This window comes from Rhizobium sp. CF122, from assembly GCF_000282035.1.
In the GTDB taxonomy this organism is placed as follows: domain Bacteria; phylum Pseudomonadota; class Alphaproteobacteria; order Rhizobiales; family Rhizobiaceae; genus Rhizobium.
The window spans coordinates 12,981-39,602 of the sequence record NZ_AKKA01000031.1; the positions used below are offsets into that span (position 1 = coordinate 12,981).

Below are 26,622 nucleotides of genomic sequence, written 5' to 3' on the forward strand. Positions count from 1 at the left end.
CGCCAGTTAGGCTGCCGATCTTGTCGGATGGCCCTGAGCGGTTGAACGCGTCGTCCCGGCGACGAATTCTTTCCATATTTTGCGCAAGACGAACCGTCTTGGTTCAGAAATTCCGCGCGCCCAATGCTAGCATCCTTTTGTTCTCACGTGGATCTCCAAAGATCCCGTGCGTATTCAGGTCGTTGCCTATTTCGGGAGGAAGGGCAGATGCGGGCGGAAGATCTATCGAATACTCGCCGGAGCAAACTGGGCGGTCAGAAACCGGCCGACCGGAAATGCTTGCCATTTTCACATTCTTCAACGAAATTTATCGAGCCGACCGGCAGTGGAGGAGCTGCCGACAAGATACGCGCGTGAAAACAATGACGGGAGAATAACGACACACGCATACCGGACGCTGCGGTAAGCGCGCGCCGGACTTGGGAGGGAAGGCATGTATTCCGGTGGTTTGAGATTTGGTCTGGCGGACGAGATCGAGGCGCTCCGCGACAGCGTTCGACGTTTCGCGACGGAGCGCATCGCACCGCTCGCTGCCGAGACCGACAGCAGCAACAGTTTCCCAACGCCGTTGTGGCGCGAGATGGGTGACATGGGGCTGCTCGGGATCACAGCTGAAGAGGCCTACGGCGGCGCCGGATTAGGTTATCTGGCCCATTGCATCGCGATGGAAGAGATCAGCCGCGCTTCGGCCTCCGTTGGACTCAGCTACGGCGCTCATTCCAATTTGTGCGTCAATCAGATCAGCCGGAATGGAACCGCTGATCAGAAGTCGCGGTACCTGCCCAACCTGATTTCCGGTGAACATGTCGGCGCGCTTGCCATGTCCGAGCCGGGCGCCGGATCCGACGTCGTTTCGATGAAGCTTCGGGCGGAGAAGCAGGGTAACAGTTACGTTCTCAACGGCAACAAGATGTGGATCACCAACGGTCCGGACGCCGATGTGCTGGTGGTCTACGCAAAGACCGACCCGGAAGCGGGACCGCGCGGCATCACGGCCTTCCTCGTCGAGAAGGCCTTCAAGGGCTTCTCAACCGGGCCCAAGCTCGACAAGCTTGGCATGCGTGGTTCCAATACCTGCGAACTGATCTTTGAGAATTGTGGGGTTCCGGAGGCAAATGTGCTCGGCACCGTCGGTGGTGGCGCGCGCGTTCTGATGTCGGGACTGGACTATGAGCGCGTCGTCCTTTCCGCTGGGCCGATCGGCATCATGGCGGCCTGCATGGATGTCGTCGTGCCCTATCTTCACGAGAGAAGGCAGTTTGGTCAGGCGATTGGCGAATTCCAGCTGATGCAGGGCAAGCTCGCCGACATGTATGTGACCATGAACACGGCGCGCGCCTATGTTTATGCGGTGGCGGCCGCCTGCGATCGCGGCGAGACGACACGCAAGGATGCCGCCGGCTGTATTCTTTATGCTGCCGAAAAAGCGACGCTTATGGCCCTCGAGACAATCCAGGCGCTCGGGGGCAATGGCTACACGAACGATTATCCTGCGGCCCGGCTGCTGCGCGACGCAAAGCTCTACGAGATCGGTGCCGGCACTTCCGAAATCAGGCGCATGTTGATCGGCCGCGAGCTTTTCGCGGAGACGACTTGACAAGAGAATTTATCCGATAACCTATCCTGGTGACGAATGACGATTTTGAAGTCGCAGATTTCGCCGAATTCGGAGAGCTTCAGGACGAATCGCGCGGCGATGACCGAAGCGATCCGTGTCATCGAAGAAGCGGCTTTGAGTGCCGCAAACGGCGGCGGAGCTGCAGCCCGTGAGCGTCACGTCGCTCGCGGCAAGATGCTGCCGCGGGATCGGATCGCCGGACTGCTCGATCCGGCGACACCGTTTCTCGAGATTGGATTGACCGCGGCTCACGGCATGTATGGCAACGAGGCGCCCGGCGCTGGCCTGATAACCGGCATCGGTCGCGTTTCGGGCCGCGATTGCATGATTGTCTGCAACGATGCGACGGTGAAAGGCGGCACTTACTATCCGATGACGGTGAAGAAGCATCTGCGCGCGCAGGAGATCGCCGTACAGAACAATCTGCCCTGCATCTACCTCGTGGATTCGGGCGGTGCGAATCTGCCGAACCAGGACGAGGTGTTTCCGGATCGAGATCATTTCGGTCGGATTTTCTACAATCAGGCGAACATGTCTGCGGCGGGCATTCCGCAGATTGCGGTGGTCATGGGCTCGTGCACGGCGGGCGGTGCCTATGTGCCGGCCATGTCCGATGAGGCGATCATCGTTGAGGGGCAAGGCACCATCTTCCTTGCCGGCCCTCCGCTGGTGAAGGCTGCGACCGGCGAAGTCGTCTCGGCAGAGGACCTCGGCGGCGGCGACGTGCACACAAGGCTCTCCGGCGTTGCAGACCATCTCGCTCGTGACGATGCACAAGCGCTGGCATTGGCTCGACGCGCTGTCGCCAACCTCAATCGGTCCAACTCGGGTGGCGTCGAGCGTCAGCCGGTCGAAGCGCCGCTCTTCGATCCGGCGGAAATCGCCGGTATTGTCCCTGCCGACCTGCGCGTCCCTTACGATGTGCGCGAGGTGATTGCGCGTCTCGTCGATGGTTCCCGTTTTGACGAGTTCAAAGCACGCTATGGAACGACGTTGATTTGCGGCTTTTCTCACATCCATGGCATCCCCGTGGGTGTGGTTGCGAACAACGGCGTGCTGTTTTCCGAGTCGGCGCTGAAGGGTGCTCATTTCGTCGAGCTTTGCTCGCAACGCCGGATACCGCTCGTCTTCCTCCAGAACATCACAGGCTTCATGGTCGGCCGCAAATACGAGACAGAAGGCATCGCCAAGAATGGTGCCAAGCTAGTGACCGCGGTCGCAACGACTGCTGTGCCGAAAGTGACGATGCTGGTTGGAGGTTCCTTCGGTGCCGGTAACTACGGCATGGCGGGTCGCGCCTTCTCGCCGCGCTTTCTCTGGACATGGCCGAACAGCCGCATCTCGGTCATGGGCGGAGAGCAGGCGGCCGGTGTCCTTGCGACCGTCCGGGGAGAGGCGCTTTCCCGTGGCGGCACCCCTTGGACGCCGGAGGAGGAGGCTAGTTTCAAGCAGCCGGTGCTCGATCTCTTCGAACGACAGAGCCATCCGCTCTATGCGTCGGCGCGCCTTTGGGATGACGGGGTGATCGATCCGGCCAAGAGCCGAGATGTGCTCGGTCTCTCGCTGTCTGCGGCGCTGAATGCACCGATTGAAGACACGCGCTTCGGCCTGTTCCGGATGTGAGGTAGCGATGTTCCAGAAAATTCTCATCGCAAACCGTGGCGAGATTGCTTGCCGGGTGATCCGAACTGCCAGGCGCATGGGGATTGCCACTGTGGCAGTCTATTCGGATGCCGATGTCGGCGCGCTACATGCAGAAATGGCTGATGAGGCTGTCCGTCTGGGGCCTGCCAGCGCGCAGGAAAGCTATCTCTCTATCGAGCGGATTCTGGCCGCGGCGGAAAGGACTGGCGCCGAAGCCATTCATCCCGGTTATGGGTTTCTATCCGAGAATGCCGATTTTGCAGCAGCCGTCGAGGCGGCAGGCATCGTCTTTATTGGGCCGCAGGCATCTTCCATTCGCGCCATGGGATTAAAGGATGCGGCAAAGGCGTTGATGGACCAGTCGGGAGTGCCCGTTGTCCCGGGTTATCACGGCGAGGAACAGAATGACGGGTTTCTGGCCGATCAGGCGACCTTGATCGGCTACCCCGTCCTGATCAAGGCCCGCGCTGGCGGCGGCGGCAAGGGCATGCGCCGTGTCGACAGCGAAGAGGAATTTCCCGAGGCGCTCGCCGCCGCGCGGCGTGAGGCGAAGGCTGCCTTTGGCGACGACGCCGTGTTGATCGAGCGGTATCTCGTTCGGCCACGCCACATCGAAGTTCAGATCTTCGGGGATCGGCATGGCAACGTTGTTCATCTTTTCGAGCGCGATTGCTCGCTCCAGCGCCGCCATCAGAAGGTGATCGAGGAGGCGCCGGCTCCGGGCATGACGCCGGAAATGCGCCGTGCGATGGGCGAGGCGGCCGTGCGCGCGGCGCGTGCCATCTCCTATCGCGGTGCCGGCACCGTGGAGTTCATTGCGGATGTGTCAAACGGCCTCTGGCCGGATCGCTTCTATTTCATGGAGATGAATACCCGCCTTCAGGTCGAGCATGCCGTCACTGAGGCAATCACTGGGGTTGATCTGGTCGAGTGGCAATTGCGCGTAGCCGCCGGCGAGCCCCTGCCGAAGAAGCAGTCGGAGCTCGAAATCTACGGCTGGGCCTTCGAGGCGCGAATTTATGCCGAGGATGCGGCCAAAGGTTTCCTGCCCGCGACGGGTACGATCAGGCATCTAGACTTTCCTGACGTTACGGCGCGGATCGATGCCGGGATCCGTCCCGGCGACACGGTCTCCGCCCACTACGATCCTCTGATCGCGAAGATGGTCGTGCACGGGCCCAGTCGGAGTGTCGCGCTGTTGCGACTGACCAGGGCCTTGCAGAGCTCGCATGTCATCGGCGTCACCACCAATCTCGATTTTCTCGCCAGGCTGAGCGCACAGGAAGAATTTTCCGCTGGCCACCCGGATACCGGGCTGATCGATCGCAATCTGCAATCGCTGACCGCCATCGAGCCGCCAGTCGACACCGTCGTTGCGCTTGCCGCCGTCCTGTCGCTGGGCGCGCTTACGCAATCGTCGGATGGCGATCCATGGCTGACGCTGGGGCACTGGCAGCTCTGGAGCGAAATGCAGCGTATCGTCGTGCTAACCTACGAAGGTGGGCATTCAACGCTGCGAGTTGCCGCCAAGGGCTTCGATTTCTTTGCCGTGCATGATGGCCGACGAGTCATTCCAGTGAAGATCGTCAGCCGGCAGGATGATGGCTGCAGGGCGGAGGTCGATGGCCGACAGGTGCAGGTCAAGGCGAGCGTGGCGGCGCATCACATGGTTGTCAGCGTGGACCACAGAACGCATGTGTTCCACCTTGGCAACCCGCTCGATTTCAGTGCGGCTGATGTGGCTGACGGCAACAGGTTGATCGCGCCGATGCCGGGCTTTGTGAAGATCGTGCGCACGAGTTCGGGGGCGGAAGTCTCCAAGGGCGATGCGCTTGTCGTCATGGAAGCGATGAAGATGGAACTGACGCTCGTTGCGGCCCGCGATGGGACGGTGGAAGCCGTTGAGGTGAGTGAAGGACAGCAGGTTGATGAAGGCGCGGTGCTTCTGACGCTCCGGGTAGAGGAGACGTGATTGTGCAGCCCGGAGAATCGTCACTGCTGCCGCGGGATGTCTCGATCGTTGAGATGGCTCCGCGTGATGGCCTTCAGAACGAGAAGGATCTGATCCCGACGGCGACGAAGATCGCTCTGATCGACATGATCTCCGAATGTGGTTTCGAGCGGATCGAGGCGACAAGCTTTGTCAGCCCGAAGTGGGTGCCGCAGCTTGCCGACGCCGCCGAGGTGATGGCAGGTATCAAGCGAAGGCCGGGGGTCCGCTATGCCGTTCTGACACCGAATATGAAAGGCTTCGAGGCCGCGATGGCGGCGGGCGCGGACGAAGTCGCGATCTTCGCTTCCGCCTCGGAGAGCTTCTCGCAGCAGAATATCAACTGCTCCATCGCCGAGAGCATCGAACGTTTCAAGCCGGTTGCAGACGCAAGCCATGCGCGCGGTGTCCCTATGCGCGGCTATGTCAGCTGCGTGGTCGAATGCCCGTATGAGGGGGCCGTCTCGCCGGATGCGGCGGCGCGGGTCGTCGAGAGCCTGCATGCATTGGGCTGCTACGAGATCAGCCTCGGCGATACGATCGGCCGAGGACGTCCGGAGGAGGTCGATCAGATGCTGGTGACGGTCCTTTCCTATGCACCGGCGACGATGCTTGCCGGTCATTTCCATGACACCGACGGCTGGGCTCTCGATAATATCGAGGTTTCGTTGAAGCACGGGCTGCGGGTTTTCGATGCGTCGGTGGGCGGATTGGGCGGCTGTCCCTATGCCCCCGGCGCGAAGGGGAACGTTGATACCTTGGCTGTCGCGCAGTTCCTTGCCCGCAAGGGCTACCGGACCGGACTCTCGGCAGAGAAGCTGGAACAGGCTGCCCATTTTGCACAGAGCCTGAGGAGCGCAGGATAATGCCGGAAACGCTGATGATCTCGATCGACGAGCGCGGTGTTGCGCGGCTTACGCTTGCCCGTGACGACAAGCACAATGCCATGTCGGCGGAGATGATCGACGAGTTGACCGAAGCCGCAAGCATGCTTGGGTCGGATAAGAGGGTACGCGCCATCGTGCTTGCCGGCGCAGGGAAGAGCTTCTGTGCCGGCGGCGACCTGGAGTGGATGAGAGCCCAGTTCAAGGCGAGCCGGGCGAAGAGAATCGCCGAGGCGCGACGACTGGCGATGATGTTCAAGGCGTTGAACGAAATGCCGAAGCCGCTCATCGGTTGCGTCCACGGAAGCGCCTTCGGCGGCGGTATCGGGTTGATTAGCGTCTGTGACACCGTAATTGCCTCGGAGGCCGCGCGTTTCGGCCTGACGGAAGTCCGGCTCGGCCTGATACCGGCAACGATCAGCCCTTATGTCGTAGCGCGGATCGGCGCCTCTGCTGCGCGTTCTCTTTTCGTCTCCGGCCGAACGTTTGATGCTGCCTATGCCAAGTCGATCGGTCTTGTCGCTTCCGTTGTCGCGCCCGCCTATCTCGATCGCGCCGTCGACAAGGAGACGGACGAATTCATCGCGGCCTCGCCGCAGGCTGCAGCGCGCGCCAAGGCTCTCGCACGTTCTCTCGCCGCGCCCATCACGGACGAGATCATCGACAGCGTGATTTCTCAACTCGCAGACAGCTGGGAGACGGACGAGGCACAGGCCGGTATTGCCGCTTTCTTCGAAAAGCGCCGGCCGAATTCATAGCGGGCAGCTTCGACTGCAGCGGAACAACTTGGCGTCAAATTGAAAGTCGCGAATGGGATCCAATGGCGGAGAGGGTGGGATTTGAACCCACGATGCCGCCCGCCAAAACGGCATCAATGTCTCACCGAAGCCGCTGTCTTGAGTGTATTCTATTACTCGGAGACTTTCAAAAACAGGGCGACCAGCCGATCGTTGATATAGTAATTGTTTCTGCCGCTTTGATGTTTGCTAACAAAACCTGCGTCCGCCAACGTATCAAGGTAGCGAGCAGCAGTCTGTCGAGTGACATTTAACTCTTGCTGCACATAGTCGATCCGCGTGTAAGGATGCCTGAATAGGTTATTCAAAAGATCCTGCGAATATAGCTTCGGGAACTCTTCCCGAAGTCTTCGCTTGGTTGTCGATATCTGCTCGCGAATGTTTTCGATGAGATCGAGAGTCGTCTTTGCTGTCTCATCAACAGCTTTGAGCATGTAAACCAGCCAACCTTCCCACTCGGCGGTGTCGCGCACATGTTGAAGCAGCCGATAATACTCGCCCTTCGAGTTATTGATTGCCCGGCTAAGATAGAGAATAGGGGTTTCGAGCAGATTGGCGCGTGTCAGATAGAGCACATTCAAAATACGCCCTATGCGGCCGTTTCCATCCGGGAACGGATGTATGCTCTCAAATTGGTGATGCACCAGCGCCATCTTGATGAGCGGGTCAAGCGGTGACAACCGATCGTCATTGATGAACCGCTCTAAGGCATCCATAGCGAAAGCAATCTCTCGCTGATCTTGTGGCGGGATATAGACAATCTCGCCAGTCCGATCGTTCCTCAGCGCAGTGCCTGGAGTTTGCCTGAAACCATCGTCCCGCTGCTTGAGGAGACGGAACATGCCGACGATAGTTGAATTGGGCAGCAGACCCTCAAACTGGGTGAGTTTATCGAAGCCATACTTAAGCGCATCGCGATATAGGGAGACCTCTTTTGCTGCTGGAGACTCTGGACCTTCCGGAAATAGCTCCGCTTGAAAGAGTTCATCCTGCGTCGTGACGATATTTTCGATTTCTGAGCTGGCCTTCGCTTCTTGTAGTGCCAGGGTATCGATCAGGATACCTCGGTTCGGTATCGCAGCCGCTCGCCCTTTCAGCTCAGCGAGCGATCTGTTCGCGGAGGCGAGTGCTTTCAATACCTCAATGGTCTCCAAGTCGGAGAGTTTAGAAAGATCTGGCAAGGAGTAGGTCGGCTTTAACATGTGCGACTCAATGAGTTAAAAAAAACGCATTTTCTTAACACGTCTGAGCCTCATGTTAAACTAGCGAACATTCGCTTACATGCGGCCAGACATCGCCAGCCGGTAGATCCTGAATATTGGGATGCGCGGCAAATACTTGGTCGTGCCGAGAATGTGGCCCTAGCCAATTTGGGCGACGATCCAAGCTTGACGAAAACCAGAGGCTGCGGGAAAACCTTGGAACACAAGGGATCCAATGGCGGAGAGGGTGGGATTTGAACCCACGATACCCTTGCAGGTATGCCGCATTTCGAGTGCGGTGCATTCGACCACTCTGCCACCTCTCCGCGGTCTGGTCGGCGCTTGTTCGGCGCGGGCGTTCTCATAACGAGAGAATGACAAGCTGGCAAGACGAAATCTCAAAGCTTTTCATCCTTTTGCCTTGACAGTTTTTTGGGGCTCGCGTATCTCGGCTCCGCAATAGGTGTGGAGAAGTCTGCGCCTGCCTGTCTCGCGCTTGCGCGGGCAGATCACCGGCAGTGAGAGTTCTGGGCTGAAGCTCCTGAAATCCCTGCTTAACCTCGACTGATAAAAAGACGGCCACCTGCTGTTTGGCGGGCACGAGCCGGAACGAACATGAAAGGATAAAAAATGTTCGCAGTCATCAAGACCGGCGGTAAGCAGTACCGTGTGGCAGCAAACGACGTGCTGACCATCGAGAAGCTTGAAGCAACCGCTGGCGACGCAATTGAATTCACCGAAGTCCTCGTAATCGGCGAAGGCGCCGACGCTGCGATTGGTGCTCCCTTCGTCAAGGGCGCTTCCGTCAAGGCCGAAGTGGTCGAGCACAACCGCGGCAAGAAGGTCATCGCCTTCAAGAAGCGCCGTCGTCAGAACTCGAAGCGTACGCGCGGCCATCGCCAGCATCACACCGTTGTCCGTATCACGGACATCGTGGCTGCTAAGTAAGATCACGGGACTTTAAGGTTTAAAGGAGAACTCCAATGGCACACAAAAAAGCTGGCGGTTCATCGCGCAACGGTCGTGATTCCGAATCCAAGCGCCTTGGCGTGAAGAAGTTCGGCGGCGAAACCGTCATCGCAGGCAACATTATCGTGCGTCAGCGCGGTACGCAGTGGCATCCGGGTTCCAACGTCGGCCTCGGCAAGGATCACACGATCTTTGCTCTTACCGCCGGCAATGTGAACTACCGAACGAAGGCCAACGGTCGCGTATACGTGTCTGTAATGCCGAAAGCGGAAGCAGCGGAATAAGCCGGTAGCGCTCTAAAACAGCCGGCGTCTCATCGACCCGGCTGAGCGTAACAGGTTCAGTCTAGAAAACAGGGGAGATGGGGCGCCATCTCCCCTTTTTTCTTGTCCAACGAAGGAGGACTGAACATGCAAGGCGAATTGTTGAGGGAAGGCCAATCGCGGTCTCCCCGGGAAGACCAGCGGTCTCCCAAGGAACGGCTGAGGCCAGAGCGGTTAAGGACCGATTGCCCTGTCTTGTTATCGGAACGGCTCGTCATGCGCGCGCCCCACGAAGAAGACATCGACGCCCTTGCCCATCTTGCCAACAACGCCAAAGTCGCCACCATGGTGTCGCGCATGCCGCACCCGTACACGGCCAATGATGCTGCCGACTTCGTGCGTCGCACGAAAAACGGCGAGATTGGCAAGTGCGTCTATGCGATCACCAAGGCGGAGAACGGCGCATTTGTGGGGTGCTGCGGGGTCGAACCGCATCTCGATGGGCGGACCGTCGAGATCGGTTACTGGCTCGGAGAACCTTATTGGAACCAAGGCTTTATGACAGAGGCATGCCATGCTTTGGTCGATATGGTCTTCCGCACACGGCAGGATGTCGACCAGATCGATGCCCGTTGCCGGGTGATGAACGTCGCTTCGCGGCGGGTCATCCAGAAGTGCGGTTTCCAGTTCCAGGGATCGGGGCTGGCGGCATCGCTGGCGCTCGGCAGCAACGTGCCGGTCGAGTGGTACAGGCTCGACCGCAAGACCTGGATGTCGCTGAGAAGCTGGGGGAGCGTCCTATGAACGCGATCAGTCTTCAGAGGCCCAGGAGCCAGTCGATGACGCCCGGCCCGCTGCCGGTCATCGCTACCGACCGGCTGGTGCTGCGCCCGCACAGGCTGGGCGATGCAGATGCGATCGCGGATACGCTGTCCGACTTCGCCGTTACCCGCATGCTCGCGCGCGTTCCTGCGCCTTACGACAGGCAGGATGCGCTGGACTGGCTGGTTCCGGTGACGGCGGGTGGCATGCCCGACTGGCAGTTTGCCATCACGGCCGGCGACGACGCCCATATCGGCGTCGTCGCGATCGAGCTTCGCCATGGCCTTTGGCACCTCGGTTACTGGCTGAACCGCTTCTACTGGCGGCGCGGCTATATGAGCGAGGCGGTCTCGGCCGTGCTGGAGCGCTTTTCGCGCCGTATGCCGGAGACGACGGTTCATTCCGGCGTCTTCGCGGACAATCCGGCGTCGTTGAGGTTGCAAGAAAAGCTCGGCTTCCGCATGACCGGTTGTAGCGAAATCTACAGCTACGCGCGTAACACCATGGTCACGCATGTCGAGACCATGCTGAAGCCGGGTGCCCTGCAACAGGCCAGGATCGCTTGAGATGAAAGGAGGCGTCCCGATGTGTCGGGACGCCTCAAGCCTTAGCCATCGATCTCGACCCAGACAGGGAAGTGATCGGAGCCGACCGAATTTGTGTCGATCTTCGCGGATTTCAGGCGGCCTGCAAGGCCGCAGCTGACGAAACAGTAGTCGAGATGCATGCGTTTGCCGTGATCCTTGGGATCCATCCAGCTATAACTGCCGGGCGTATAGGCCTTCAGCGCCGCGAGTGTGTCGATCGGTGTACCGATACGCTGGACACGACCGTAATAGCCATCGCTGGCGCCGGCGAAAATGCAATATTCCGGCGATTCCGGCGTCATGTTGAAGTCGCCCATCACGACGTAATCCTCGGCCAGCGGCGGATCGCTGATGTCGAACTCTGCGCCACCCGTGAGCGACCCGCCCTCGGCAACAAAGGCGTTGATGTGCTCATTCAGATGGGAAAGCTGCCGGCTGCGCTCGTCGATGGAGACATGATCGAGATGCACCGAATAGACGCGCAGCGCGCCGGCGGGTGTCCCGACAACGGCCTCGGTCGCGCCACGCTGAAGATTGATCTTGGAGATCGTTCGGCTGCGCGGCAGAAGCAGCGTTCGGGTCGACAGGATAGGCCAGCGCGAGAGCACCATGTTTCCGAACTGGAAGCGGGTTCCGCGCGGCGGCCAACCGTCCGAAGCCTCTTCGACATGCAGATCACAAGCCGGTCCATAGGCCCAGAAATGGTCGGGAAAAAGCGCTGCGAGGTCCGCAACCATGTCGGCATAATCGTTGCGAACGAAGCCTCGGGTCACCTCCTGCAGCGCGATGATGTCGCCGCCCTCAAGGCTCGCGGCGATTCGGTCGAGGTCGTAGATGCCATCAAGACCGAAGCCGTACTGTATGTTATAGCTCGCAAACTTCACGATAATCCTTTGACCTCCGATTGAACCGCCTATATCGAAAGCGGCAAGAGGGGCGATGAACTGCCACTGGACAATGGAAGTAAAATGAAATTTCTCGACGAAGCAAAGGTCTATATCAAGTCCGGAGACGGCGGCGCGGGTAGTGTCTCGTTCCGGCGCGAGAAATTCATCGAGTTCGGCGGCCCCGATGGCGGTGACGGCGGACGCGGCGGCGATGTCTGGGTCGAGGCGGTCAACGGTCTCAACACGCTGATCGATTTCCGCTACCAGCAGCACTTCAAGGCCAAGATCGGCACGCACGGTATGGGTAGAAACCGCACCGGTGCCAACGGCGATGACGTCACACTCAAGGTTCCGGTCGGCACGCAGGTTCTCGAAGAGGACCAGGAAACATTAATTTGCGACCTGACGAGAGAGGGACAACGGTTCCGGATCGCGACTGGCGGCAATGGTGGTTTCGGCAACGCGCATTTCAAGTCGTCGGTCAACCAGGCGCCGGATTGGGCAAATCCGGGGCTTCCCGGCGAAGAAAAGACGGTCTGGCTGCATCTGAAGCTGATTGCCGATGCCGGCCTCGTCGGTTTGCCGAATGCCGGTAAGTCGACCTTTCTAGCGGCTGTAACGCGTGCGCGTCCGAAGATCGCCAACTATCCCTTCACGACGCTTCACCCGAATCTCGGGGTCGCCACAATCGACGGGCAGGAGTTTATTCTCGCTGATATTCCCGGGTTGATCGAAGGCGCGCATGAGGGTGTGGGCATTGGCGATCGCTTCCTCGGACACGTTGAGCGCACGCGCGTGCTGCTGCATCTCGTGTCTGCGCAGGAGGAAAAAGTCGGCAAGGCCTATACGACGGTCAAAACGGAGCTCGAAGCCTATGGCAACGAACTGACTGATAAAGCCGAGATCGTTGCGCTTTCGCAGATCGACGTGTTGGACGACGCGACGCTGAAGAAGAAGACGAAGGAACTTGCCAAGGCATGCGGCAAGACGCCGTTCCAGATTTCGGCGGCGACAGGCAAGGGTATGACCGAAGTGTTGCGTGCCCTGCGCGATATCATCGTCGAGGCGAATGCCGGTGCGGCGGAAAAGCTTGCCAAGGCACCAAAGCTTCGCCACCGCGACATGGTCTCGGATGATGAAGGCGAGGTCAATGACGACGCGTAAGTCGCTCCAGCGCTATCGCCGCGTCGTCATTAAGATCGGCTCGGCTCTTCTCGTCGATCGCAAGACGGGTCTGAAGAAGACATGGCTGGACGCAATGTGCCGCGATATTGCGGCGCTGAAGGCCAAGGGCGTTGACATCCTCGTCGTTTCGTCGGGAGCGATCGCGCTCGGTCGGTCGGTCCTCGACCTGCCTTCGGGCGCCTTGAAGCTGGAGGAAAGCCAGGCGTCGGCAGCCGTCGGCCAGATCGCCTTGGCGCGTGCCTGGTCAGAGAGCCTTTCGCGGGACGAGATCGTTGCCGGCCAAATTCTCCTGACGCTCGGCGACACCGAGGAGCGCCGCCGTTATCTCAACGCGCGAGCCACTATCAATCAGCTTCTGAAAATCGGCGCCGTGCCGATCATCAACGAGAACGACACGGTTGCCACCAGCGAAATTCGCTACGGCGACAACGACCGCTTGGCTGCGCGTGTCGCGACGATGACCGGCGCCGATCTGCTCATTCTGCTATCCGACATCGATGGGCTCTATACGGCGCCACCGCACCTCGATCCACAGGCGGAGCTTCTCGCCACGATCGCTGAGATCACACCTGAAATCGAGGCCATGGCTGGGGGTGCTGCGTCCGAGCTGTCGCGTGGCGGCATGCGTACCAAGATCGATGCCGGCAAGATCGCGACGACGGCCGGCTGCGCAATGATCATTGCCTCCGGCAAGACGGACAGCCCGCTCTCGGCAATCGAGAAGGGCGCGCGCTCCTCGTGGTTTGCCCCTTCAAGGACTCCCGTCACGGCACGCAAGACCTGGATTGCGGGCCAGTTGCAGCCTGCGGGCGAACTTCACGTCGACGAGGGCGCCGTCGCTGCGCTCGGCGCGGGCAAGAGCTTGCTTCCCGCGGGCGTACGCAAGGTTATCGGGCTTTTCAGCCGCGGCGACACGGTGGCGATTGTCGGCCCGAACGGCCGCGAGATCGCCCGCGGTCTTGCCGGCTACGATGCCGAGGAAGCGCGGCGGATCACTGGCCGCAAGTCGACAGAGATCGAGGCAATCCTCGGTTACGCAGGACGCTCGGCCATGATCCATCGCGACGACATGGTGATGACGTCGCAGATCAGTTCAAAATCGGAAAGGCAGAAGAAGGACACAAGCTATGCTTGATACTGTTGCGCAGAGCCCTGACATTGACGCGCTGATGAATGACATCGGCCGCAAGGCCAAGGCTGCGGCGCGACCGTTGGGCTTCGCAACCACCGAGGCGAAGAACAGGGCGCTGAATGCCATGGCAGATGCGATTCTCGCCCACAAGGATCACATCCTCGCTGAAAACGCCAAGGATCTAAAGGATGTCGCCGGAACGGATATGCTGAAGTCCTTCGTTGACCGCTTGACTCTGACCGAAAAGCGCATTGTCGAGATGGCTGAAGGCATCCGCGCGATCGCCGCTCTCAAGGACCCGGTCGGTGAGGTGATCGCGGCCTGGGAACGGCCGAATGGTTTGAAGATCGAGCGCGTCCGCACGCCGCTCGGCGTCATCGGGGTGATTTTCGAGAGCCGCCCGAACGTGACGGCGGATGCTGGAGCGCTGTGCCTGAAAGCCGGCAATGCGGTCATTTTGCGCTGCGGTTCGGACTCCCGGCGTTCGTCGCAGGCAATCCATGCTTGCCTCGCGCAGGGTCTGAAGGCCGCCGGACTTCCGGAGCACGCTATTCAGCTCGTGCCGGTGACCGATCGCGCTGCCGTTGGCGCGATGCTGCGCGGACTGGATGGTGCGATCGACGTTATCGTTCCGCGTGGTGGCAAGAGCCTCGTTGCGCGCGTTCAGAACGAGGCGAGGGTGCCCGTCTTCGCTCACCTCGAAGGGCTTTGCCATATCTATGTGGATGCCTCGGCCGATCTCGGAATGGCCAAGGAGATCGTCGTCAACGCAAAAATGCGGCGCACGGGTATTTGCGGTGCAGTGGAGACTATTCTCGTCGACGGCGCTGTGGCCAGCACGCATCTTCGCCCGCTGGTGGACGCCCTTACAGGAGCCGGTTGCGAGATCCGCGGTTCGGCAGCCGTCGTTCAGGCAATGCCTGGCGTGAAGGCAGCCACCGAGGAGGATTGGTCGACGGAATATCTGGATGCTATCGTTTCGGTTGCCGTCGTGGAGGGCATTTCCGGGGCGATCCAGCACATCCAGACCTATTCCTCCAACCACACCGAGGCTGTGATTGCCGACGATCCCGATGTGGTCGAACGATTCTTCACCGAGGTCGATTCCGCGATCCTGCTGCACAATGCATCGACCCAGTTTGCCGATGGCGGCGAGTTCGGGATGGGTGCCGAGATCGGCATCGCGACCGGCAAGATGCACGCCCGCGGCCCCGTCGGCGTCGAGCAGTTGACATCCTTCAAGTATCGGGTGCACGGCACCGGACAGACCCGGCCCTGACGTGATCAACGACGAAGTCGACCGACGTTATCTTCGCATGCCGCATACGGAGCGCGGCATGGTCGTTGGTCTTTTCGGTGGTTCCTTCAATCCGCCGCACGACGGACATGCGCTGGTTGCCGAAATCGCGATCAAGCGGCTTGGCCTCGATCAGCTGTGGTGGATTGTTACCCCCGGCAATCCGCTCAAGGATCGGCGCCATCTCTTGCCACTTGCCGAACGCATCGCGCTGAGCGAGCGGCTTGCCCGCCATCCCTTAGTCAAGGTCACGGCGTTCGAGCGCGATTTCGCGACGAGCTTTACGGCAAACACGTTGGCTCGCGTCAAGGCGCGCAATCCGCATGTCCATTTTATCTGGATCATGGGGGCGGATAGCCTGAAGACTTTCCATCAGTGGCAACACTGGCAGGACATCGTCAACACATTTCCGATTGCCGTTATCGACCGCCCAGGCTCCACCCTGTCGCTTTTGTCATCGAAGATGGCAAGGACGTTTGATTTCGCTCGCATCGACGAGGACGATTCGCGCGCGCTCTGGAAGCGGCCGGCGCCAGCCTGGACCTTCATACACGGTCCGCGCTCCGGCCTAAGCTCGACTGCCATCCGCGCCACGAACGGCGCTCTGAAATAGTTCGATTTTTCCGGGGTTTGACAAATGAAAAGCCCGACGGGGGAGGAGATCCGTCGGGCTTTGTAAACTTGATCGACAACTGGGAGGAGGAGTGCTGCCGATCCATATCCAACGGCTTTGGGAGGAGGAGATCGCCGTTCGATGAGTGTGTTGTACCATAGTAACCGGATTTTTGAACCAGTTTCATTGCATTGCAGCAATGCATTGAAAGCATGGCTATGCGAGGCGACCGGTATCATCCTGCCTAATTATTTCGCAGTTTCGGGGATTTCTGTCGAGATCCCAAACCTTTGGGGAATCTTCCCCTAAAATCATGGGTTCATTTTTGCAAATTTGGGAGCCGAAGGCGTTTAGACATGCAGTTCACGAATGTGTGAAGTCTGAAGTTGACGAGTGATCCGAGGGGTTATGCTTGTTGAAATATAGCGCTAGCCAAGGTGCTGGCGACGTTATATTTCTACGAATATTTCGAAACTCGGGGAGGTATCATGCACAGTCGCCGCCAATGGATCAAATTCGCTGCCGCCGCCTTTTCGGCCGCTTTTCTGGGCGTTGCCGCAACACCTGCCGCAGCTGCGGAGAAGGTCACCGTTTTCGCGGCGGCCAGCCTAAAGAACGCGCTCGATGCAGCGAATGCTGCTTGGGCGAAGGAGGGCGGCAAGGAGACTGTTGCCTCGTACGCTGCGAGCTCGGCGCTTGCTAAACAGATCGAAGGCGGCGCACCGGCGGACATCTTCATCTCTGCCGACCTGGACTGGATGGACTATCTTGCGAAGAAGAATCTGATCAAGGCCGACAGCCGGTCCAATCTGTTGGGTAACAAGATCGTGCTTGTCGCAGCTAAGGATGACGCCAAACCGGTCGAGATCACGAAGGGCTTTGACCTTGCGACTTTGCTCGGTGATGGCAAGCTCGCCATGGGTGAGGTGAAGTCGGTTCCGGCTGGTAAGTACGGCAAGGCTGCGCTTGAAGCGCTTGGCGTGTGGCCCTCGGTTGAAGCCAAGGTCGCCGGCGCTGAAAGCGTTCGTGCCGCGCTTGCGTTGGTATCGCGCGGCGAGGCTCCCTATGGCATCGTCTATCAGACCGATGCCTCCGCGGACGCGGGCGTTGCCGTCGTCGGCACCTTCCCGGCGGATTCGCATCCTCCGATCATTTATCCGATCGCCATTCTCTCCGAGAGCAAGAATCCGGATGCCGCGACCTACCTGGAATTCCTGAAGTCGGAGAAAGCCGCTCATTTCTTTACCGAGGAGGGCTTCACCATATTGAAATGATTGCGATTTTTCGCATGAAAGCATAGCCTGAGAAGGCCCGTTCGAACGGGCATTCTATTTTTGGAGAGACTGGCTTGGACGCACTCGGCCTGAGCAATGATGAATGGACGGCAATCTTGCTCAGTCTGCGCGTGTCAGTGGTCGCGATGCTGGCAAGTTTGCCATTCGGTATCGGAGTCGCCCTGTTGCTGGCGCGCGGACGGTTTTGGGGTAAGTCGATCCTGAATGGTGTCGTTCACCTGCCGCTGATCCTTCCGCCTGTCGTCACAGGCTTCATTTTGCTGATCCTCTTTGGGCGGCGCGGACCGATCGGCAGTTTTCTCGACCAGTATTTTGGCATCGTCTTTTCGTTTCGCTGGACAGGTGCAGCACTCGCCTGCGCGGTCATGGCCTTTCCCCTGATGGTGCGTAGCATCCGGCTCTCGATCGAAGCGGTCGATCGAAAACTGGAGGAGGCAGCCGGCACACTGGGAGCCAGCCCGCTCTGGGTTTTCATGACGATTACGTTGCCGCTGACACTGCCCGGGATCATCGCCGGAATGATCCTTTCCTTCGCCAAGGCGATGGGGGAATTCGGGGCAACCATCACGTTCGTCTCCAACATCCCTGGAGAAACACAGACCATTTCTTCGGCGATCTACTCCTTTACGCAGGTGCCGGGCGGTGACGCCGGCGCCCTGCGGTTGACGCTCGTCGCGGTCGCCATCTCGATGGTCGCGTTGCTAGCGTCGGAATTGTTGTCGCGCATCGCGGGGCGGAGGATTGATCCGGAATGACGCTTGTCGTGAAAGCAAAGCAGCGGCTTGGCACCTTCGCCCTTGATACCGACTTCACTTCTGAGCGTGGGATCACTGCTCTTTTCGGTCGTTCGGGCTCCGGCAAGACATCGATGATCCGTATCATTGCCGGGTTGGCGCGGCCTGACAGTGGGCAAGTGATCCTGGACGGCGACGTCATGACCGATACCGACCGGCGGATCTTTGTCGCCAAGCATCGCCGAAGATTCGGCTATGTCTTCCAGGAGGCGCGGTTGTTTCCGCACCTCAGTGTCCGTCATAATCTTCTATATGGTGGGTGGTTTACCAAAGCGGCCGGTCCGGCGCAGAGCCTGGATCGAATTGTCGCGCTGCTCGGCATGGAAAACCTGCTCGAGCGCCGACCGGAAAAGCTCTCTGGTGGCGAGAAGCAACGCGTGGCAATTGGCCGGGCCCTGCTCTCGGCTCCCCGCCTCTTGTTGATGGACGAACCCCTAGCTGCGTTGGATGATGCCCGAAAAGCGGAAGTCATGCCCTACCTCGAGCGGTTGCGCGACGAGATGGATATTCCGATCGTCTATGTCAGCCACTCGATCGCCGAGGTGGCGCGCCTCGCCAATCAGGTCGTGGTCATGCGGGATGGCAAGGTGGAGGCGGTCGGCTCAGCCGTGGATGTGCTGAACCACCCGCCTGCCTCGTTCGAGCGGCGTGATGCGGGTGCACTCCTCGAGGGAAAGGTCGAAAGCGTCGATGCGCTGCATCGCATTGCGACGATTACGCTGAAATCAACGCAGCTTCATGTCCCGGGCGCGGCGCTCACACCCGGGAAGGTGGTTCGGGTCCGGATCCCCTCTCGCGACGTGATGCTCGCAATGAGAAGGCCCGAGGCGCTGAGCGCGCTGAACGTGCTTGAAGGCACTGTTCGGGACATGACGCAGGCCGATGACGCCACGATCGATGTGCTCGTCGATTGCGGTGGGGATATCATTCTCTCACGGATCACGAGTTTTTCGGCAGAGCGGCTGGGCGTGCGCATTGGGGCGTTTGTCTTTGCCGTCATAAAAACCGTCGCGCTCGAACAGTGATCAACGATCGGTTTGCGGCGATCGGTTGGCCTCCAGCCAGGCCAGATCCTCCGCAAGGGTGAACTTCACCATCCGCTCCATCTTTCGGAAGCGGGCAAGGAGTTCATCACCGAACGGCGTGAGCGCTGCACCCCCGCCCTTCTGGCCACCGCGCTGGGATTCGACCACGGGGTCCCGGAACATCCGGTTCATGTCGCTGACAAGCAACCAGGCACGACGATAGGACATGTCCATCGCTCTGCCTGCGGCGGAAATCGATCCCGTTTCCCTGATATGTTCGAGCAGTTCCATCTTGCCGCGCCCGAGACGGTCCTCATGAGGAAAGCTGATGCGGAGGATAGGAATGAGCGTGTCTTCGGCGGGGCTTTTCATAGGACGGATCTTTGCGGTCGGAACGGAACTTACTTTACGTGCGGTGATAGGGACTGTACACAGCGGGCCACATACGCACTCCTCCGTTCAACAATGGTTTGTGATCAAGACGGACATTCACGCTTTGTGATTGCACGCGTCTTGAAACGTTAATGGTTTGGTGCCTATCTTAACTATGATTTGGTCACCAAATCAGTGATGTGCATGTTTTGTCATTCCGAGAAAGGGAAAGCACTGACAACAGTACACGCCAAGGGAAAAACGCTTGCCGTTGTCCCGAAGAGCCCGGAACGTGGCGCTGATGCTGCCGCCCGCGCCCTGCACGCCGTCCTCACAAGTCTTGAGGACTCTAAGGCTGAAGATATCGTCACCATCGACATTGCTGGAAAATCGGCACTGGGAGACTTCATGGTCGTCGTCTCCGGGCGCTCGAACAGGCATGTCATGGCGATCTCCGACCACCTTCTGACTGATCTCAAAGACGAGGGCCTTGGAAGCGCCCGTGTCGAAGGTCAGGAAGGCGGCGATTGGATCCTGATCGACACCGGCGATGTCATCGTCCATGTCTTCCGTCCCGAGATACGCGAGTTCTACAACATCGAAAAGATGTGGGCCGCGCCTGATATGGACGAAGAAACAGTGCACTAACAGGCTGCCTGGACGCTGTGTCCAGCGCCTGAGAGACGGCATTTTATTGGCCGGATGATCGAACCCGGCCGGCGGCATGTGTGTGCCGCCCTGTGCCGAACTGCGGGAGCGGATAATGCGTGTTGGTCTTTTTGCAGTGGGGCGGCTGAAGTCTGGCCCGGAGAAGGATCTTGCGGCCCGCTATTTCGATCGTTTTGCCAAGGCCGGTCCTGCGGTCGGCCTCGAATTTTCCCGCGTGGCCGAAGTTGCTGAAAGTCGTGCGTCGAACGCCGATACCCGTAAGCGCGACGAAGCGGCGATGCTCCAGAAGTCGCTTGCGGACGGAAGCGTTCTCATTCTGTTGGATGAGCGGGGCAAGGCGCTGGATAGCGAAGGGTTTGCCACTCTCCTGGGAAACTATCGCGATCAGGGCAAACGCGAATTGGTGATCGTCATCGGCGGCGCAGATGGTCTCGATCCTTCGTTATACAACCTTGCCGACGCCACGCTTTGCCTCGGCAAGATGACGTGGCCGCACCAATTGGTTCGCACGCTGATCGCTGAGCAGCTGTACCGAGCTGTTACGATCCTTTCGGGCCATCCCTATCATCGAGTTTGATGGGCACTGCTTCTCACGCAGGCGTATCCGTCGTGGTGCGCGCGGCCCCTCAATCGATCTGGCAAAGAATGCCAAATCAGCTTAATCTCCGCGCGATTTGAAAGGATTTCGAAGCTCGTATGCCGACACGTGCGTTCAAGCATAAATACGTCATTCTGTCGGCTTTGGCCGCAGGCTTGAGCGTGTCTTTGGCGGCAGTTGCGAACCGCCCCTTTGCCGTCAGTGCCTTTGCGCAGGATGCGTCGGAAGCTGTGCAGATGACACCGGTCGAGGCGCCTCCTGCGACAACTGCCACGGTTGCCCAGGAACGGCCCGATCCGGCAGCGAATCTGGCGAGGAAGCGGGAAGAGACGCGCGCTGAACTCGAAGCCTTGTCGAAGACGATTGACCTTTCCTCCGACAAAGTTGCCGAGCTTCAGAAAAGCATTGCGGAGCTCGACAAGAGTACCAGCAGCGTTCGTCAGGCGCTGATCGATTCAGCGACGCGGCGCAAGTCGCTCGAGAAACAGATACTGGAGAGCGAAAAGAAGCTAGCCGATCTGGGGGTAAAGGAAGACGCGGTTCGCCGGTCGCTGCATGAACGGCGCGGCCTGCTGGCCGAGGTGTTGGGGGCCTTGCAGCGCATGGGCCGCAATCCGCCGCCTGCGCTGCTCGTCACGCCAGATGATGCGCTTGCTTCGGTGCGGAGCGCAATCCTGCTTGGCGCGGTGGTTCCCGGCATCCGCAAGGAAACCGACAAGCTTGCCGCTGATCTCACCAACCTTTCTTCACTGCAGGCGGCAAGTGCTGCGGAGAAGTCCAGCTTCGCCGCAACGATGACGAATAGCATCGAGGAAGAGCGCCGGATGGACTTGCTTCTTGCCGAAAACGAGAAGCTGAGCCGCAGCAGCACCGCGGAACTGGATGCGGAGAAGAAACGCTCGGAAGATCTTGCCAGCAAGGCAACAAGCTTGGAGGGGCTGGTCGCATCGATGGAAACCGAAATCGCATCGGTTCGCGAAGCCGCCGCCGCCGCCCGCCAGGCCGAGGAGAACCGCAAGCTTCTGACCGACGAGCAGCGCGCCCAGGCTAAGGTTCTCGCAGAGAGCGGCGTGCCTGATAAAAACCGCATTGCGCCCGCATATCCTTTCGGAGAATTGAAGGCGAAGCTGGAATTGCCTGTGGCTGGCGATATCCTGCGCCAGTTCGGCGATGCTGACGGAACCGGCCATGGGGCGATGGGAATGACGCTTGCCACCAATCCGGAAACGGTGGTTACCGCTCCCGCGGACGCGCTTGTTGTCTATGCGGGTGCATTCCGCAGCTACGGCCAGATGATCATCCTCGACGCCGGCGACGGCTACCACCTTGTCATCTCTGGAATGGAGACGATTAGCGCGCGTCAGGGCAAGTTCGTTTTCGCCGGCGAGCCGCTTGCCGCCATGGGTGCAAAAAGAGTGGCGAGCGCGACTGCATTGGCGCTGGAAACCAACCGTCCAACGCTTTACATTGAATTTCGAAAAGATGGAAAACCGGTCGATTCCCGACCATGGTGGACCGCTAAAGACACTGGAAAGGCACGCAATGATTCGTAGGGCTTCTCTTGTTCTGGTCGGCGCATTGATGGGTGCGACCGCGATGAGCGTCATCTATTCGGCGGGTGTGCCTGCGGAAGCAGCCGGAGCCTCCACTTACAAGGAGCTTTCCGTTTTTGGTGACGTGTTTGAGCGTGTGCGCGCGCAGTATGTGACGCCGCCGGCCGAGGACAAACTCATCGAAAACGCCATCAATGGCATGCTTTCTTCGCTGGATCCGCATTCGAGCTACATGAATGCCAAGGATGCAGCCGATATGCAGACCCAGACGAAGGGTGAATTCGGCGGCCTCGGCATCGAGGTCACCATGGAAGACGAGCTCGTGAAGGTCATCACGCCGATCGACGACACGCCTGCAGCCAAGGCCGGCGTTCTTGCTGGTGATTACATCTCCGAGATCGACGGTCAGTCTGTTCGCGGCCTGAAGCTGGAAGACGCCGTCGAAAAGATGCGCGGTCCGGTCAATACGCCGATAAAGCTGACGCTGATCCGCAAGGGTGCCGACAAGCCGATTCAGCTGACGATTGTCCGCGATGTCGTCGCGGTCCAGGCCGTGAAGTCGCGCGTCGAGGATGATGTCGGCTATCTGCGCGTCATCTCCTTTACCGAAAAGACTTACCCGGATCTCGAGAAGGCGATCGAGAAGATCAAGAAGACGGTTCCGGCCGATAAGCTGAAGGGCTATGTGCTCGACCTGCGTCTGAACCCGGGCGGTCTGCTCGATCAGGCAATCCAGGTTTCGGATGCGCTGCTGCAGCGTGGCGAGGTGGTGTCCACCCGCGGCCGCAATCCGGATGAGACCCGCCGTTTCAACGCTGGTCCGGGTGACCTGACGGACGGCAAGCCGGTGATAGTGCTGATCAACGGCGGTTCGGCATCGGCCTCGGAAATTGTTGCTGGCGCGTTGCAGGACCTGCGTCGTGCGACTGTTCTCGGTACGCGTTCGTTCGGCAAGGGCTCGGTCCAGACGATCATCCCGCTCGGCGAAAACGGCGCGCTGCGACTGACGACCGCGCTTTACTACACGCCGTCGGGCCGCTCCATTCAGGGCACGGGCATCACGCCTGATATCAAGGTCGAGGAGCCGCTGCCGGATGATCTGAAGGGCAAGATGGTCACGGAAGGTGAGTCGAGCCTGCGCGGGCACATCAAGGGTCAGAGCGAGACGGATGAAGGCTCCGGTTCGGTTGCCTATATTCCGCCGGATCCGAAGGACGACGTCCAGCTCAACTACGCGCTTGATCTGCTTCGCGGCAAGAAGACCGACCCGGCCTTCCCGCCCAATCCGGACAAGGCCGTCAGCGCCAAGTAATTGCAATATGAGGCGTCAGGCCGGATGGTATGTCCGGCCTGACGCCTTTTTGCTGTCCTGATTCTGAAGCGGAAAAGAAGTTTGAATACCGATCTGCACGCCCCTCTGGGACAGAACCGAAAGGCCAAGCGCCAGCGGCCGGGAATTCTGCGCACGGGGCGTGTCGTCGCCGGGATTTGCCTCGTTCTGATCGGGGCGTCGTCGCTCTATACGGCGTTTCGCGGTGACGGGCTGAAGCGGGAGACACCGCCGGCGCAGGACCAGACGGCTGCGCCTCCTTCCGACACCGTTCAGAATCAGGTGCCGTCGCAGACTTCGTCCGCTGCCGCTCCGAATGGCATGGTGCCATCCGATCCGAGATCGGGCGCAAATGTGGAGCGGATGGTCACCGGCGACGGATCTGTCGTCACGAAATACTCTCCCAGACAACGCGACGGAAATGGACCGGTGTTGGTCGATGCCTCGCAGGTCGGGCAGGATCCACGGATGGCGGCGCTACCGAATGATGCTCTCCTGGAAGACACCCCATTGGGACGGCTGCCGGTCGTCGGGCCGGACGGACGTCGCCCGATGGACCAGTATGCGCGACCATGGTCCGGCGCTCATGGAACACGCATCGCGATCGTCGTCAGCGGTCTCGGGCTTAGCCAGACGGGCACGCAGCGGGCCATCCAGCAACTACCGGAGGAGGTCACCTTCGCCTTTGCCGCCAGCGGCAACAGCTTGCAGCGTTGGATGCAGGAAGCGCGCCGCAATGGCCACGAAATCCTGTTGCAGGTTCCGTTTGAGCCATTTGATTATCCGGCAAACGATCCGGGGCCAGACACGCTGCTAACGTCAACGTCGCTTGCGAAGAATATCGAAAACCTGCACAGGGCGATGGGCGAGATCACCAATTATACGGGCATCATGAACTACCAGGGTGGGCGCTTCCTTTCCGATCCCAACGCCATGGAACCGGTCATGCGCGATATCGGAAAGCGCGGGCTGCTGTTCCTTGATGACGGAACGTCGGCCCAGTCCAAGACCGCGGTGATCGCAAAGGGAACGGAACTGCCCTATGCCTTCGCAGATGTGCAGTTGGACAAGCAGCTTGACGTGAACACCATCATCCAGAAACTGGACGAACTGGAACGCGTCGCAAAGCGCAACGGCCAGGCGATCGGCGTCGCCGCCGCCTTCGATGAGAGCATTGATGCCATTGCACAATGGACGCAGGAAGCTGCAATGCGAGGTATTGAGATTGTCGGCGTTGCGGCACTGGCGAATGATCCAAAAAGACCTTGAATAGAGAGAGCCGATGAGCAAGCTGATCGTCAACGCCAAGGACCTGCCGTATCGCCCCTGCGTCGGCGTCATGATTCTCAACCGCCAGGGCCTCGTATGGGCAGGGCGACGGATTCCGGAAGAAAATTCAGAGTATGACGGATCGCCGCAGCTTTGGCAGATGCCGCAGGGTGGCATCGACAAGGGCGAGGATCCGCTTGAGGCGGCCTACCGCGAGCTTTACGAGGAGACGGGCATTCGCACCGTGACGCTGCTCGCCGAGGCCCGGAATTGGATCAACTATGATTTGCCGCCCCAGCTGATCGGCATCGGATTGAAGGGCAAGTTCCGCGGCCAGACGCAGCGCTGGTTCGCGTTCCGCTTCGATGGTGACGAGAGCGAGGTCGCGATCAATCCGCCGCCCGGCGGCCATGCGCCGGAATTCGATGCCTGGGATTGGAAGCCGATGGAAAGCCTGCCGGGTCTCATCGTGCCCTTCAAGCGGGCCGTCTATGAGCAGGTGGTCGACGAGTTCAGGCACCTGGTTGGTTTGGGTGCCGCAGAGTAAATAACCGGCGGCCGAGGGCTGCCGGTCATGGCAATCGTTACTCGGCCTCGTTGGCGGAGTCGGCATTGAGCTGGCCGTACTTCGATTCGCCGATCTTGCCGAGCAGCTCCAGTTGTGTTTCGAGGAAGTCGATGTGACCTTCCTCGTCCGCCAGGAGCTCCTCGAAAAGCTTCATCGAGACATAATCGCCGGCCTCGTGACAGATGTCGCGCGATTTCTTGTAAGCAGTGCGCGCATCATATTCGCCCGCAAGATCGGCCTCCAGAACTTCTTTGACGTTCTGGCCGATGCGAAGCGGAGCAAGGGTCTGGAGGTTGGGATGACCTTCGAGGAAGATGATGCGTGCGACCAAGCGGTCGGCATGATGCATTTCCTCAATAGATTCCGCCCGTTCCTTCTTGGCGAGCTTGGTGTAACCCCAGTCTTCAAGAAGTCGGTAATGGACCCAGTATTGGTTTACGGCGCCGAGTTCGAGAAAGAGGGCCTCGTTAAGCCGCTCGATGACTTTTTTGTCGCCTTTCAATGTCCGCTCTCCTGTTTTCTTCATGGAATGTTCTCAGGCGGGACATGAAATCAAATATTTCGGCTTCCGTCGAGTGGTGACGGGCGTGATATTCCTCGGTTGTCTGAATGATAATGTCGACCACATTCGGGAAGCAGCCACAGCAGCGGCCCCGTTTTTCCATGGCGTGGTATACCTTTGCAGGCACGATAAGCTGCCAACAATCCTGCTCGAGAAGCTCGTTGATGACTTCCCGGATTTCGTGGTCAGTTATGTAATTGCAGCTGCAGACAAGCACGTCGTCATTCCAAACATGACATTCACTATCGTCTTTTCTGCAAAAGAAGACGGCAGGTGTCAAGAAAAAATCGAGTCATAGGGCAAGCCATTCGTCGCATATTGAAACGATAGAGGCTCTTCAGGTGTGCTGCGATCCAGCAGGTCACGACCTGATGAGCAGCGCCTGCTTTGATGTCGTAGATCCTGATTGCTGATGACGTACAGCGGATTCGAGCGCTTGACCGGCAAGCGCCGGAATCTCGTCGAGGCTCTTTCAATGCCTGGTTTGTCGACGATCGAATTGGAGCCACTGAGAGCCGAAATTGCACCTCGCGAGGTCGATCTGTCTTGAAGTACCTGCTGGATACAAACGTCGTCTCCGAGCTGCGCAAAGTTGGAGACGGTAAAGCAGATGCCAATGTGACGAAGTGGGTCGGTGCGCAAGATTCCAATGACTTGTTCATTTCCGCGATTACGATCCTGGAAATTGAGCGCGGGA

At 59.3% G+C, this 26,622-nt stretch carries 27 protein-coding genes, 1 tRNA gene and 2 pseudogenes; 24 read left to right on the forward strand and 6 right to left on the reverse strand.

From position 1 onward, the window contains the following. Positions 1-433 precede the first annotated feature (433 nt). Genes PMI09_RS08140 through PMI09_RS08160 form a run of 5 tightly spaced genes read left to right on the forward strand, consistent with a single transcriptional unit; the run spans position 434 to position 6,894 of the window. Entirely contained in the window at positions 434-1,597 is a 1,164-nt protein-coding gene (locus PMI09_RS08140; protein WP_007790960.1) for an isovaleryl-CoA dehydrogenase, read from the forward strand. A 36-nt stretch (positions 1,598-1,633) separates the two neighbouring features. Further along, on the forward strand, positions 1,634-3,241 hold the full coding sequence (locus tag PMI09_RS08145) for a carboxyl transferase domain-containing protein (protein ID WP_007790962.1): 1,608 nt from the start codon (positions 1,634-1,636) through the stop codon (positions 3,239-3,241). A gap of 7 nt (positions 3,242-3,248) precedes the next feature. Beyond that, entirely contained in the window at positions 3,249-5,234 is a 1,986-nt protein-coding gene (locus PMI09_RS08150; RefSeq protein ID WP_007790965.1) for an acetyl/propionyl/methylcrotonyl-CoA carboxylase subunit alpha, read from the forward strand. Beyond that, positions 5,231-6,118 carry a hydroxymethylglutaryl-CoA lyase gene (locus PMI09_RS08155; RefSeq protein ID WP_052026518.1) on the forward strand — a complete coding sequence of 296 codons (888 nt, stop codon included), beginning with the start codon at positions 5,231-5,233 and terminating at the stop codon, positions 6,116-6,118. Before PMI09_RS08150 ends, PMI09_RS08155 begins: the two co-directional genes overlap by 4 nt. Beyond that, positions 6,118-6,894 (forward strand): crotonase/enoyl-CoA hydratase family protein, encoded by a 777-nt coding sequence (locus PMI09_RS08160; protein WP_007790971.1) that lies wholly within the window; start codon positions 6,118-6,120, stop codon positions 6,892-6,894. The genes PMI09_RS08155 and PMI09_RS08160 overlap by 1 nt, the downstream gene beginning before the upstream one ends. A 152-nt stretch (positions 6,895-7,046) precedes the next feature. Here the strand turns inward: PMI09_RS08160 and PMI09_RS08165 are convergent, their stop codons facing one another. Together PMI09_RS08165 and PMI09_RS08170 are read right to left on the reverse strand one after the other, a co-directional pair. After that, complete coding sequence (locus PMI09_RS08165; RefSeq protein ID WP_007790974.1) at positions 7,047-8,135, reverse strand: Fic family protein; 1,089 nt, start codon at positions 8,133-8,135, stop codon at positions 7,047-7,049. A gap of 236 nt (positions 8,136-8,371) precedes the next feature. After that, positions 8,372-8,461 (reverse strand) — tRNA-Ser (locus PMI09_RS08170). 304 nt (positions 8,462-8,765) lie between these two features. On the opposite strand from PMI09_RS08170, the gene rplU reads away from it, so the two are divergent. The 4 genes from rplU (at position 8,766) to PMI09_RS08190 (ending at position 10,755) form a co-directional block, all read left to right on the forward strand. Further along, a complete protein-coding gene (rplU, locus tag PMI09_RS08175) occupies positions 8,766-9,083 on the forward strand; it encodes a 50S ribosomal protein L21 (RefSeq protein WP_007790977.1) in 318 nt (105 codons plus the stop codon). A gap of 35 nt (positions 9,084-9,118) precedes the next feature. Next, entirely contained in the window at positions 9,119-9,388 is a 270-nt protein-coding gene (gene rpmA / locus PMI09_RS08180; protein WP_007790980.1) for a 50S ribosomal protein L27, read from the forward strand. A gap of 126 nt (positions 9,389-9,514) precedes the next feature. Next, a complete protein-coding gene (locus PMI09_RS08185; RefSeq protein WP_007790983.1) occupies positions 9,515-10,171 on the forward strand; it encodes a GNAT family N-acetyltransferase in 657 nt (218 codons plus the stop codon). Continuing rightward, positions 10,168-10,755: a GNAT family N-acetyltransferase gene (locus PMI09_RS08190; RefSeq protein WP_037082294.1), complete on the forward strand. Its 588-nt coding sequence runs from the start codon at positions 10,168-10,170 to the stop codon at positions 10,753-10,755. Before PMI09_RS08185 ends, PMI09_RS08190 begins: the two co-directional genes overlap by 4 nt. 41 nt (positions 10,756-10,796) lie before the next feature. Here PMI09_RS08190 and PMI09_RS08195 read toward each other — a convergent pair whose 3' ends face one another. Continuing rightward, on the reverse strand, positions 10,797-11,660 hold the full coding sequence (locus PMI09_RS08195; protein ID WP_007790990.1) for an endonuclease/exonuclease/phosphatase family protein: 864 nt from the start codon (positions 11,658-11,660) through the stop codon (positions 10,797-10,799). 84 nt (positions 11,661-11,744) lie between these two features. On the opposite strand from PMI09_RS08195, the gene obgE reads away from it, so the two are divergent. From obgE to modC, 7 genes are all read left to right on the forward strand, one after another. After that, positions 11,745-12,827: a GTPase ObgE gene (gene obgE, locus PMI09_RS08200; RefSeq protein WP_007790993.1), complete on the forward strand. Its 1,083-nt coding sequence runs from the start codon at positions 11,745-11,747 to the stop codon at positions 12,825-12,827. Next, entirely contained in the window at positions 12,814-13,983 is a 1,170-nt protein-coding gene (proB, locus tag PMI09_RS08205) for a glutamate 5-kinase (protein WP_007790996.1), read from the forward strand. The genes obgE and proB overlap by 14 nt, the downstream gene beginning before the upstream one ends. After that, positions 13,976-15,259, forward strand: coding sequence for a glutamate-5-semialdehyde dehydrogenase (locus tag PMI09_RS08210; protein ID WP_007790998.1), 1,284 nt, complete (start codon positions 13,976-13,978; stop codon positions 15,257-15,259). Before proB ends, PMI09_RS08210 begins: the two co-directional genes overlap by 8 nt. 37 nt (positions 15,260-15,296) lie before the next feature. Beyond that, a complete protein-coding gene (locus PMI09_RS08215; RefSeq protein ID WP_244423733.1) occupies positions 15,297-15,890 on the forward strand; it encodes a nicotinate-nucleotide adenylyltransferase in 594 nt (197 codons plus the stop codon). A gap of 488 nt (positions 15,891-16,378) precedes the next feature. After that, the gene (gene modA, locus PMI09_RS08220) at positions 16,379-17,164 is read left to right on the forward strand and encodes a molybdate ABC transporter substrate-binding protein (protein ID WP_007791006.1); all 786 of its coding nucleotides are present in this window, start codon (positions 16,379-16,381) and stop codon (positions 17,162-17,164) included. 74 nt (positions 17,165-17,238) lie between these two features. Continuing rightward, complete coding sequence (modB, locus tag PMI09_RS08225; RefSeq protein ID WP_007791010.1) at positions 17,239-17,940, forward strand: molybdate ABC transporter permease subunit; 702 nt, start codon at positions 17,239-17,241, stop codon at positions 17,938-17,940. Further along, entirely contained in the window at positions 17,937-19,004 is a 1,068-nt protein-coding gene (gene modC, locus PMI09_RS08230) for a molybdenum ABC transporter ATP-binding protein (RefSeq protein WP_007791012.1), read from the forward strand. The genes modB and modC overlap by 4 nt, the downstream gene beginning before the upstream one ends. Here modC and PMI09_RS08235 read toward each other — a convergent pair whose 3' ends face one another. Next, a complete protein-coding gene (locus tag PMI09_RS08235; protein ID WP_007791015.1) occupies positions 19,005-19,376 on the reverse strand; it encodes a winged helix-turn-helix domain-containing protein in 372 nt (123 codons plus the stop codon). A gap of 204 nt (positions 19,377-19,580) precedes the next feature. Between PMI09_RS08235 and rsfS the strand changes: the two genes are divergently transcribed. From rsfS to PMI09_RS08265, 6 genes are all read left to right on the forward strand, one after another. Beyond that, complete coding sequence (gene rsfS, locus PMI09_RS08240; protein WP_007791018.1) at positions 19,581-20,024, forward strand: ribosome silencing factor; 444 nt, start codon at positions 19,581-19,583, stop codon at positions 20,022-20,024. Between the two features lie 115 nt (positions 20,025-20,139). Then, positions 20,140-20,622 (forward strand): 23S rRNA (pseudouridine(1915)-N(3))-methyltransferase RlmH, encoded by a 483-nt coding sequence (gene rlmH, locus PMI09_RS08245; RefSeq protein ID WP_007791021.1) that lies wholly within the window; start codon positions 20,140-20,142, stop codon positions 20,620-20,622. Between the two features lie 119 nt (positions 20,623-20,741). Beyond that, positions 20,742-22,196, forward strand: a complete 1,455-nt coding sequence (locus PMI09_RS08250; RefSeq protein WP_007791024.1) for a murein hydrolase activator EnvC family protein — start codon at positions 20,742-20,744, stop codon at positions 22,194-22,196. Then, positions 22,186-23,508, forward strand: coding sequence for a S41 family peptidase (locus tag PMI09_RS08255; protein WP_007791027.1), 1,323 nt, complete (start codon positions 22,186-22,188; stop codon positions 23,506-23,508). The genes PMI09_RS08250 and PMI09_RS08255 overlap by 11 nt, the downstream gene beginning before the upstream one ends. A gap of 81 nt (positions 23,509-23,589) precedes the next feature. Then, entirely contained in the window at positions 23,590-24,795 is a 1,206-nt protein-coding gene (locus tag PMI09_RS08260) for a divergent polysaccharide deacetylase family protein (protein WP_007791029.1), read from the forward strand. A 13-nt stretch (positions 24,796-24,808) separates the two neighbouring features. Continuing rightward, complete coding sequence (locus tag PMI09_RS08265; protein ID WP_007791032.1) at positions 24,809-25,342, forward strand: RNA pyrophosphohydrolase; 534 nt, start codon at positions 24,809-24,811, stop codon at positions 25,340-25,342. Between the two features lie 37 nt (positions 25,343-25,379). Here the strand turns inward: PMI09_RS08265 and bfr are convergent, their stop codons facing one another. Further along, on the reverse strand, positions 25,380-25,865 hold the full coding sequence (bfr, locus tag PMI09_RS08270) for a bacterioferritin (protein WP_007528518.1): 486 nt from the start codon (positions 25,863-25,865) through the stop codon (positions 25,380-25,382). Then, a complete protein-coding gene (locus PMI09_RS32085; RefSeq protein WP_081499037.1) occupies positions 25,831-26,205 on the reverse strand; it encodes a (2Fe-2S)-binding protein in 375 nt (124 codons plus the stop codon). Before PMI09_RS32085 ends, bfr begins: the two co-directional genes overlap by 35 nt. A 126-nt stretch (positions 26,206-26,331) precedes the next feature. Between PMI09_RS32085 and PMI09_RS32090 the strand changes: the two are divergent. Both PMI09_RS32090 and PMI09_RS32095 read left to right on the forward strand, forming a co-directional pair. Beyond that, positions 26,332-26,475, forward strand: a pseudogene (locus PMI09_RS32090) (type II toxin-antitoxin system Phd/YefM family antitoxin); the annotation flags it as partial. Then, positions 26,472-26,622: pseudogene (locus PMI09_RS32095) on the forward strand (VapC toxin family PIN domain ribonuclease); the annotation flags it as partial. The pseudogenes PMI09_RS32090 and PMI09_RS32095, both read left to right, overlap by 4 nt.